Genomic DNA, 10,267 nt, shown 5'->3' with positions numbered 1-10,267 from the left:
GTTCCGTGGCCGTGTATTTTCCGAACACATAGGGCGGAATAAGCAGCATCGCCAGTTCGGCCAAGCGCGCGCCGACGAACAAGGCGGAATCGACGGACAGGTCGGAGGCGCCGATGCGCAGGAAATTGAGCAATGCGTTCGGACTGGCTTCGAACTGCCCTACCGACAAACCGGAAACAATGCCAAGGTAGGCGATCCAATGCGCGTACCAAGCCGACGAGCCAATCAAGATGCCCATTCTGCCCATCCAGAGCGGATTGCGTACCTTTGCCTTTCTCACCGCGTACTCGACCATCAATGCCAGCGCTGCGGCGAAGAGTAGTCCCACCGTGCATCCAATCACCCAGGGTGCGCGTACCGAGGCCCATGCATACAGCCAGGCGCCAGGAAGCACGGCTAGGGCAAGCAATATGGCTGCAGGGATGATTGCGACTGGAATACGTCCGGACGGGGAGTAATACGGCGAACGTGAACCGGTATCGGCGTACAGTTGAGGCATTGGTGCGATCTCCCTGAAAGGTTCGTTTAACTATGGCTAGCGCCGGCAGCCTGAAGGTCTGCTCATGCGTGGCCGCTTGTTTTCACATTCGGTGTCATAGTCAGGCCGGCGCGTCCAGCATGTCCGCTGTAGCTACCCTCGGCGCCGGTGCGGGTGAAACAGGGGCATGGACCAAGGACGCGCAAGCATGGTGCGGATCTTCATTTCCAATGACGAGTACCGGGCCCTTGCTCTCGCAGGCGTAATGGTGCGCCAGGGCGAGCGAGGCCAGGAAAGGCACGTCACCACAGCAGCCGCTGATCGCGCCGACGCGTACGACGTCCGTAGCGCCGTCGAGCTGCGGCATCGAGACCGTGGCGAATTGCATCAGCTCGAGTACACGTTTGTTATGGATGCCGGTATCGGCGACCACCATGGCGATATCCGCGATATGCAATGCCGCATTGTCGAGCACTTTCTTCGTCATTGCTTCGAGCGACACCGCTTCTTTCTGGTCCCTTGTTTCGAGGCGCAGCATGGAAAATTCCTCCATCTCGGCCGACAAGGAATCGGGGCTGGTCAGCAGCATGCCGGCCGCGCCTTCTCCCGGGACCCGGCCTTGCGGTCGCGAAGCGGTGAACAGCATGGCACGGGCAGCCCATTGATCGACCGTCTCCTGGCCAATATTGGAAGCGCAGACGATCACCAGGGCCGCCACTGGCGTGGCCGACGACGAAATGTCCTGCGCCAGCTGGTCGAACGCAGCCGGACTGGCTTCTTCGGTAGCGATTGGCAGTGATGCAATCGACAGGTGCGCAGCAGGCCAGCCGAACTGCAGTACCAGGTGTTCGAACCATTTGTTGACAGCGTTACGCTGTTCGGCCTGCCAATCGGATGGCAGGACAGGAATCAGCTTGAGCAGCGGTGGCGTCGAATCGCGATGCAGCAGGAGCGAGGCCGCATGGGCTGCCAGCTCGCGCGCTACACCGGTGCCCAGTATGAGCGCGCGCCATTGTTCGTCGCTGAGTCGTAGCGTGCTCAGACCAGCGCTGGAAAGCCATTCCGCGATCTCGTCCTGCAGCGCTTCGTCGACCGCATCCTGGCTGCGCGCGGCCATGATCGGAAATCCATCGCTATCGAGAAGGTCCGGATCGAGATCGATGTTTGTTTTTTCCTCGGCGATTGCTCCAGCCAACGCTTCGGCCGTTGCGCCATGCGGCAAGCGCAAGGATGTCGCCAATATTAGCAACGCCGGCGAGGTCGATTTCATGGTCGCTTGCCCCGGCTTGGCCGATGGTGCCGCAGCGGTAAGCGAGGTGTGGCGGCTGAGGAGTCGATAAGCCAGCCTGGACGCAACAATCATGAGGGCTGGAAGGGCGAGTAGCACGAGGAGCAGTTTTACCGTAGCAGGCTCATGATCACCGGTACGCCAATAAAAGATTGCGCTGGCCCAGAACCCAAGTAGAACGATTGCAACCAGCAGGCAAGCCTTGAGCCACCGAGGCATTGACGAGAAAGTGGAAGCCGTCATGGTCGAGGGATGGATATTGTCGACTGTAATAGGAGCGTCATCGCCGGTTCAGGCGGCGACGGCCAGCAGTTCCAGCTTCAGCTCCTTCATACCGGCCGGGACGTAGATCGAGATCGACTGCGCCTTGAGCATGCGCTCGTACATCGCACCTTTCGCTTCGAGCACGAAGTAGCAGGTATCGGGGCGCACGGGAATCGCCGCCGGCACCTGCGGCGCGTGCTGCAGCCGCACGCCGGGCAGGGCGGAGAGCACGAACTTTTCCACATCGTCCGGGGCGCCGATCTTGAAGCGCAGCGGCACCACGTCCACCAGCTCCACGGCGGGAATGTCGGCCGAGACGGCGATGTAGAAGGTGGTGTCCTCGTCGATCTTGCCCGAGTTGAGCATGCCGAGGTGGTAGCAGGGCCGGGTCTCGTTGAGCGCGATGGCGAAGTACTTCGAGGAGATCACGGTGTCGAGCAGCTCGCGGATGATGGTGGTCAGCTTGGCGAAGCCCGGACCGGGGTCGGCGTGCTGGTAGGACGGCAGGTCGCCCAGGGTCCAGCTTTTCGAGAAGGTCATCAGGCCGCCCGCCACGTCCAGCAGCTGGGCGAACAAACGCTCCGGATGCAGGGCCGGATGGTGGAAGTGGTGGGTCAAGGCCGCATACGCGGAACTGGCCGTGTGCAGCAGCCAGAACGAGGACATGTCGCCCGAACGGAATTCGACCACGTTGCGGCTCGGTTCGCGCTGGTGGCCATACAGGGCGCCGACCTTGGCCTGCAGCGCGTCGAGCAGCCGGCGCAGCTGCAGGAACAGCGCCGGCGAGGCGCCGATCGACAGCGTGGGCGGCACGAAGCTCGTATCGGGTTCGAAGCCGCCGGTAGCGGCGCGGCGCAGGCGCAGCAGGGGGAAGTGGACGTAGGCGTCGCGCGGCTCGAACTCGGACACCAGGCGTACCGAGGCTTTCAAGTAGGCCAGCTGCACCGGCGAGGCCTGCGTGTACAGGTCCGGGGTCTCTTCGTTGACCTGGGTGAAGCGCGCCGTGTTGTCCACCTGTCCGGGCTGGACGAAGTTGCCGCTGAAGGGTTTCAGGCCCGGCACCGCGGCATAGTAGGTGACGCCTTGCGCCTGCAGCTGGCTGAGGTCGATGGTCTCGGGCAGCGCGTCGGCGCCCGGGGCATCGATCAGTTGTCCGTCCTGGAAGCGCACCGACAGTGCGAGGATGCGCAGCACACTGCTGCCCAGTGCATCGCGGTCGATCTCCAGCCGCTCCACGCCCCAGGCATACGGGTGCACCGCGCGGATGCCCTTGTTCAGGCAGTGCTCGTGGTACTGGTCTTGCCGCTGAAAATGCTGTGGGCGCAACAGCAGGCCTTCGCCCCAGAGTACTTTGCTGGTCATGTGGCTGGCTTTCCTCTCGTCTTGCGGTTGGCGGAAATTTGCTCAGAAACAATAGCAATGGGCAGCAGAGCAGCATGTGAACTTGATCAAGTATTTGCTGCAGTCAACGTGTCACCATGCGATTTCTTTTCTGGGGGCACGATGAAAGGATTTACGCCAGGATTGTTCGACCGCCTGCTGGGCGTGCCGCTGCGTGCCACGAATCAGGCCGGAAACACGGGCGCGGGCCAGGCGGGCAGCCATGCGCCGCCGCGCCTGTCGGCCGAAGACCTGAAGGACACCGTCGCGCGCGACCTCGAAGCGCTGCTCAACACGCGTTCCATCCTCGCCGACGACGCATTGAAGGACTTCCCGGAATGCAGCCGCTCGATGGTGACCTATGGCCTGAGCGACTTCGCCGACCGCTCGCTGTCCAGCCCTTCCGACCGCGCCTATATCTGCAGCTGCATCGAGAAGGCCATCGCCTGCCACGAGCCGCGCCTGCGCAACGTGAAGGCCTTGCTGGAGGTGCGGGAAGAATCGGTCAACCGGCTGAATTTCTCGATCACGGCGCTGCTGGTGGCGAACGTGTCGCAGGAGCCGGTCAATTTCGACGCGGTATTGCAGCCGTCCACGCTCCAGTACAGCATCAAGCGGGCCGCGCGCGCCAAGGCGCAGCGCGCCGCCACCTAGGAAGGCCACGCATGGAACAGCTGCTTCCCTATTACGAAAGCGAACTCGGTTACCTGCGCCGCAACCTGCGCGACTTCGCCGAGCGCTATCCCAAGATCGCGGGACGGCTCCTGATCAGCGGCGAGGTGTGCGAAGACCCGCACACCGAGCGCATGATCGAGTCCTTCGCCTTGCTCAATGCGCGCATCGCCAAGCGCCTCGATGACGACTACCCGGAATTCACCGAGGCGCTGTTCGAAGTGCTGTATCCGCACTACCTGCGGCCCTTCCCTTCGTGCTCGATCGCGCGCCTGGACGTCGCCGCCGCGGCCAGGCAGCAGACCGCCAGCAGCACGATCGCGCGCGGCACCCAGCTCACCAGCCGCCCGGTGCGCGGCGTGGCCTGCACCTTCCGCACCGTGTATCCGGTGGCGGTGGCGCCGCTGGCGCTCACGCGCGCAAGCTTCGCCGCCATCATCGATGCGCCGGACGCGGTGCGGCTGCCAGGCGGGGCGACGTCAGGCATCAGCTTCACCATCGCCGCCACCGGCGAGCAGGGCGGTCTTGGCCAGCTGGGCCTGGACACCCTGCGCGTCTTCATCGACGGCGAGCCCTCGTTCTGCGCGGCCCTGCGCGACGCCCTGTTCATGCGCACCGTGGCTGGGTATGCGGAGATTGAAGGCAGCGGGCGCTGGGTGGCGCTGCCCGCCATTCCCGTCAAGCCGGCCGGCTTCGCCGACGACGAGGCGCTGATCGACTTCCCGGCCCGCTCGCACACCGCCTACCGGCTGCTGACCGAGTATTTCTGCTTCCCCGAAAAATTCAACTTTGTCGACATCGATCTGAAGGCGCTGGCCGCCGCGCTGCCGGGTGCGCGCGCCATCACCTTGCACCTGGCCCTGTCCGGCCTGCGCGCCGATTCCAACCTGGCGCGCATGCTGGGCACGCTCTCGACCAACAACGTCCTGCTGGGCTGCACGCCGGTGGTGAACCTGTTCCGCCAGCGCGGCGAGCCGATCCAGCTGACCCACACCACGCCCAGCTACCCGGTGCTGGCCGACGCGCGCCGCGCCTATGCCTACGAGGTCTACGCCATCGATGCGCTGCGCCTGGTCCGCCAGACGCCGCAGGGCGAATCGATCGTGGAGTTCCGCCCCTTCTATTCGCTGCGCCACGCCCAGACCCCGGACGAACATGGCCACTACTGGGCGATGCGGCGCGACGAAACCCTGCGCGACAAGAGCCCGGGCTTCGAGACCCAGGTGTCGATCGTCGACATCGACTTCGACCCGGCCGCGGTGGAGACGGACACGCTCAACGTCGAACTCACCTGCACCAACCGCGACCTGCCGAGCGCCCTGAGCTACGGCCAGCCGGGCGGCGATTTGTTTCTGGAAGGCGGATCGAGCGTCAAGGCGATCGCTTTCCTGCGCAAGCCCACCGCCTCCCGGCGCTTCCCCAGCGGGCGCAACGCGCACTGGCGCCTGATCTCGCTGCTGTCGCTGAACCACCTGTCGCTGGCCGACGGCGGCATCGAGGCCTTCCGCGAGATGCTGGCGCTGCACGACCTGCCGCGCTCCCCCTCCTCGCAGCGCCAGATCGGCGGCATCGCCGCCATCGACTACCGGCCGGCCAACGCCTGGATGGCGGGTAATCCTTTTAATTGCCTGGTGCGCGGCGTGGAGGTCAGGCTCGGCATCGACGAGGAAGCTTTTGTGGGCAGCGGCATCCACGCCTTCGCCCACATCGTCGAGCGCTTTCTTGCGCTGTATGTGCACGCCAACAGCTTCACGCGGCTGGTGGTGGTGTCGCGCCAAACCGGAGAGGAACTGCTCACATGCGATCCGCGAAGCGGCGACCTGAGCCTGCTGTAATCGAGCGCCTGTGCCGCGAGCCCTGGCGCTTCGAGTTCTTCCAGGCCGTACGCCTGCTGGAACTCTGGCTGCGGCGCCGCAAGCGCCAGGACGGCGACCTGGTCGCACGCTACCTGCGCTTCCAGAATTCGACCTCGCTGGGCTTCCCGCCCAGCCAGCTGGAAGCGATCCAGCCCGAGCCGCGCGAGGTGCAGCCTCAGGCCGAGGCGCTCGCCAGCGCGCTGGAGGAGGGGGCGCTGCGCCATATCCGCCTGACGCCAAGCTTCATGGGCCTGCTGGGCGGGCATGGCGTGCTGCCGGCCCACTATACCGAGCGCATCGCCGAGCACCAGGCCTCGGACAAGGACAAGGAAGAGGGGCCGCGCGCTTTCCTCGACACCTTCTCGAACCGCTCGCTGGCCCTGTTCTACGCGGCCTGGCGCAAGTACCGGCTGGCGCTGCAATACCAGCTGGACGGGCGCGACGCCTTCCTGCCGCTACTGCTGGCGCTGGCCGGGGTCGGCGACGCCTCGCTGCGCAAGCGCCTCGCCAGTCCTGAGCACGGGGCGGTGCTGGACGAGACCCTGGGCTACTTCGCGGCCAGCATCCGCCAGCGCCCCGCTTCGGCGGTGCAGATCGGGCGCGTGCTGTCCGACTACTTCGGCCTGCCGGTCATGGTCGAGCAGTTCGTGGGCGACTGGTACGGCGTGCCGCCCGCCCAGCAGACCATGCTGGGCGACGACAATGCCGTGCTCGGCTCGCGTGCGATCGCGGGAGCGCGGGTCTGGCAGCGCGACTTGCGCCTGCGCCTGGTGGTCGGGCCGCTCGAACGCGCGCGCTTCGACGCCTTCCTGCCCGGGGGACTGGCGGCCCGGGCCCTGAAAAGCCTGCTGTCGATGTTCACCGGCGTGTCCCTGGCCTATGAGATCGAGCTCGAGCTGCGCGCGCTCGACGTGCGCGGCGCCGCCCTGCACGAGGCGGGCCCGGCGGTGCGCCTGGGCTGGGACGCCTTCCTGGTCGAAGGGGCGCAAACGGCCAACCGGCGCGACGTCCGCTACGGCTTGCATGTGCTCTGAAATTTCCCGATGTCATTCCTAGGGCGCGCACGCTAGATTCTGCGCCAATCGCCCATGTTGGCGTATCCTGAGGTATGAAAGGCATGTCGCCTGCATCAACGGGAATGGCAATGAGCGAAAGGATCATTTCGGCGATCAAGCTGGGCGCGCAGCAGCTGGCCGCGGTCGTCACCCTGCCGGGCCCGGACCGCTACGAATACTTCGTCAAGCGGGTCGCGGATTCGCAGGAAGTCTGGGGCCTGTACCAGGACGGCTGGGCGCTGGCCAAGACCGACGACGGCACCCTGGTCTTCCCCATGTGGCCGGCCAGCGACTACGCCAGCCTGTGCGCCGAATACGAATGGGACGGCTACGACGCCCAGGCCTTCTCGATCGAGGAGCTGCTGGAAGACCTGCTGCCCCAGCTCGAGCAGGACCAGGTCCTGCCCGGCATCTTTTATACTCCTGGCGACAAGGGCATCACGCCCACGATCGCCGAGCTGCGCCGCGACCTGGCGCAAGAGCTGGGGCGCTACTGATACACTCGGCAGGATGACCCCGGCGCCTTGCCGGCCACCTTCCTGCCCATGACCTTCGACCTGTTCGCTTCCGGCCGCATGCTCGGCTTGTTCTTCCTCACCGCGATCGCCGAGCTGCTCGGCTGCTACCTGCCCCTGCTCTGGCTCACCGGCAAAGGCTCCGCCTGGCTGCTGCTGCCGGCCGCGCTCAGCCTGGCGGCCTTCGTCTGGCTGCTGACCCTGCATCCTGCCGCCAGCGGCCGCGTGTACGCGAGCTATGGGGCGGTCTATATCGCCACCGCCCTGGCCTGGCTGGCCGTGGTCGACGGCGTCAAGCCGGTCTGGACCGACTACCTCGGCGTCGGGCTGGCGCTGCTGGGCGCGGCCTGCATCGGCCTGGGGCACCGCCCGGCGTAAAGGCGCGTCATCAAACTGTTATCAAGGCGTCACAGAGTGGTCATGTTCGCTCACTACCATGCTCGGATTCTCCACACCGACCAGGAACCACCCAGTGAACAAGCCGCTAGACATCGCCCGCATCCCTGTCGACGGTGACGACATCGATACCAACGTGTCGTCGAACGAGCATTTCAGCACCGTCCTCGAAGCACGCCTGAGCCGCCGCAGCCTGCTGCGCGGCGGCGCCGCCTCGGCCGCGACCGCCTTCCTCGGCGCCATGGGCCTGAGCGCCTGCGGCGGTTCGGGCAGCGACGCCGTCACCGCACCCACCCCGCCGATGGGCACCACGCCGCCGCCGGTCCCGACTGAAAAGCTGCTCGGCTTCACGGCCGTCGCCAAGAGCCTGGCGGATGCCGTGGTCGTCCCGGCCGGCTACACCGCCTCGGTCCTGTACGCGCTGGGCGATCCGCTCACCGCCGCCACCCCGGCATTCAAGAACGACGGCACCGACGGCGACATGGAAAACCGCGCCGGCGACCACCACGACGGCATGGAATTCTTCCCGCTCTCCGCCACCGGCGCCGCCTCGGCGAGCGCCAACGACCGCGGCCTGCTGGCGATGAACCACGAAGCCACCACCGACCAGAACCTCGCGTCCTTCTTCCTGCACGCGAACGGCGGTACCCCGAGCCTGCCGCGCCCCGCGCTGGAGGTGGACAAGGAGATGGCCCTGCACGGCCTGTCGGTGGTCGAAGTGCGCAGAAACGCAAGCAAATGGGAATACCTGAAGGACTCGTCCTTCAACCGCCGCGTGCACCAGCAGACCGAGGTCGAGCTTTCCGGCCCGGTGCGCGGCAACGCGCTGGTGGTCACCAAGTATTCGCCGAACGGCAGCAGGATCCGCGGCACCCTGAACAACTGCGGCACCGGCAAGACCCCGTGGAACACCTATCTGTCGGGCGAAGAGAACTGGTCGGGCTACTTCACCCGCGCCGCCGCCGACGACGCCGCGCGCGCCGACAAGAGCGTGGTGGCGCTCAAGCGCTATGGGCGCGACCAGGGCGCCGCCTCGCGCCACGGCTGGGAAACCGGCGGCCTCGATGACAAGTACGCGCGCTGGAACATCAGCAAAAAGGGGGCGTCGCTCGATGGCAGCGACGACTACCGCAACGAGATGAACGGCATGGGCTACATCGTCGAGATGGACGCCTACGACAAGACCCGCGTCATCAAGAAGCGCACCGCGCTGGGCCGCTATGCCCACGAAAGCGCCGCCTTCGGCAAGGTCGAAGCGGGCAAGCCGCTGGCGGTGTACATGGGCGACGATTCGCGCAACGAATACATCTTCAAGTTCGTGTCGAACGCCGTCTGGAACGCTGCCGACGCCACCGCCGTGGACCGCATCGCCACCGGCGACAAGTACCTGGACAGCGGCAAGCTGTACGTCGCCAAATTCTCCGCCGACGGCAGCGGCCAGTGGATCGAGCTGTCGATCACCAACCCGGCCATCGCCGCCTACACCACGTACAAATTCGCCGACCAGGCCGACGTGCTGGTGAATGCGCGCCTGGCGGGCGACGCCGTGGGCGCCACCAGGATGGACCGCCCGGAATGGTGCTCGGTGAACCCGGCCAACGGCGAGATCTACTTCACCCTCACCAACAACAGCAACCGCCGCGTCGAGCCGAACGGATCGAGCCAGGCCGCGCCGGATGCGGCCAACCCGCGCGTCTATACCGACATGAAGGGCAGCACCGCGCAGAGCGGCAACCCGAATGGCCACATCCTGCGCGTGAAGGAAGGCGTGCTTGGCGCCGCCGCGACCGGCTTCACCTGGGACGTCTACCTGTTCGGCGCCGAAGCGGCGGCCGCCGCGGCCACGGTCAACCTGTCCGGCCTGGGCGCCGACCAGGACTTCTCCAGCCCGGACGGCCTGGCCTTCAGCGCCGCCACCGGCATCTGCTGGTTCCAGACCGACGACGGCGCCTACACCGACGTCAGCAACTGCATGATGCTGGCCGGCGTGCCGGGCCAGGTGGGCGACGGCAGGAAGCTGACCCTGAACTACCCGCGCGCGGACGGTTCGACCCTGGCCGTCGACACCTTCGTCGGCAAGACCGCGTCCAGCGATACGCTCAAGCGCTTCCTGGTGGGGCCGGTCGGTTCGGAGATTACGGGTATTGCCGAGACACCGGACGGCAAGGCGCTGTTCGTGAACATCCAGCATCCGGGCGAGACCACGTCCTCCGGCAACCTGGCCGATCCAAGCAAGTACACCAGCCAGTGGCCGTCGAATGCGGGGTATGGGGCGGGCAAGCGTCCGAGGTCGGCGACGATTGTGATTACCAAGAATGATGGGGGGCGGATCGGGACTTGATCGGGTTTGCATAGGAACTTGG

The 10,267-nt window shown here is 65.9% G+C and carries 9 protein-coding genes; 6 read left to right on the top strand and 3 right to left on the bottom strand.

What is annotated here, in order from left to right; genetic code table 11:
* From KBW98_RS19700 to tssK, 3 genes are all read right to left on the bottom strand, one after another.
* Positions 1–499: hypothetical protein (locus tag KBW98_RS19700; protein WP_211521863.1), on the bottom strand; the 499-nt coding region annotated here is incomplete at its 3' end.
* A 100-nt stretch (positions 500–599) separates the two neighbouring features.
* Positions 600–1,748, bottom strand: coding sequence for a hypothetical protein (locus KBW98_RS19695; RefSeq protein WP_211521862.1), 1,149 nt, complete (start codon positions 1,746–1,748; stop codon positions 600–602).
* A gap of 309 nt (positions 1,749–2,057) precedes the next feature.
* On the bottom strand, positions 2,058–3,392 hold the full coding sequence (gene tssK / locus KBW98_RS19690) for a type VI secretion system baseplate subunit TssK (RefSeq protein ID WP_211521861.1): 1,335 nt from the start codon (positions 3,390–3,392) through the stop codon (positions 2,058–2,060).
* Between the two features lie 141 nt (positions 3,393–3,533).
* Here tssK and tssE point away from each other — a divergent pair, with 141 nt between their 5' ends.
* From tssE to KBW98_RS19660, 6 genes are all read left to right on the top strand, one after another.
* The gene (tssE, locus tag KBW98_RS19685; protein WP_211521860.1) at positions 3,534–4,064 is read left to right on the top strand and encodes a type VI secretion system baseplate subunit TssE; all 531 of its coding nucleotides are present in this window, start codon (positions 3,534–3,536) and stop codon (positions 4,062–4,064) included.
* Positions 4,065–4,075: 11 nt separating this feature from the next.
* Positions 4,076–5,917: a type VI secretion system baseplate subunit TssF gene (gene tssF / locus KBW98_RS19680; RefSeq protein ID WP_211521859.1), complete on the top strand. Its 1,842-nt coding sequence runs from the start codon at positions 4,076–4,078 to the stop codon at positions 5,915–5,917.
* Positions 5,881–6,972, top strand: a complete 1,092-nt coding sequence (tssG, locus tag KBW98_RS19675; RefSeq protein WP_211521858.1) for a type VI secretion system baseplate subunit TssG — start codon at positions 5,881–5,883, stop codon at positions 6,970–6,972. The genes tssF and tssG overlap by 37 nt, the downstream gene beginning before the upstream one ends.
* A 110-nt stretch (positions 6,973–7,082) precedes the next feature.
* Positions 7,083–7,490, top strand: a complete 408-nt coding sequence (locus KBW98_RS19670; protein ID WP_211521857.1) for a DUF2750 domain-containing protein — start codon at positions 7,083–7,085, stop codon at positions 7,488–7,490.
* 48 nt (positions 7,491–7,538) lie between these two features.
* Positions 7,539–7,886: a YnfA family protein gene (locus KBW98_RS19665; protein WP_211521866.1), complete on the top strand. Its 348-nt coding sequence runs from the start codon at positions 7,539–7,541 to the stop codon at positions 7,884–7,886.
* A 94-nt stretch (positions 7,887–7,980) separates the two neighbouring features.
* Positions 7,981–10,245 carry a PhoX family phosphatase gene (locus KBW98_RS19660; protein WP_373888972.1) on the top strand — a complete coding sequence of 755 codons (2,265 nt, stop codon included), beginning with the start codon at positions 7,981–7,983 and terminating at the stop codon, positions 10,243–10,245.
* The last annotated feature ends 22 nt before the right edge of the window (positions 10,246–10,267 follow it).

The sequence above is a fragment of the Massilia sp. ST3 genome, assembly GCF_018119405.1.
Classification (GTDB): domain Bacteria; phylum Pseudomonadota; class Gammaproteobacteria; order Burkholderiales; family Burkholderiaceae_D; genus Telluria.
This window is presented reverse-complemented; position numbering and strand designations above follow the sequence as displayed.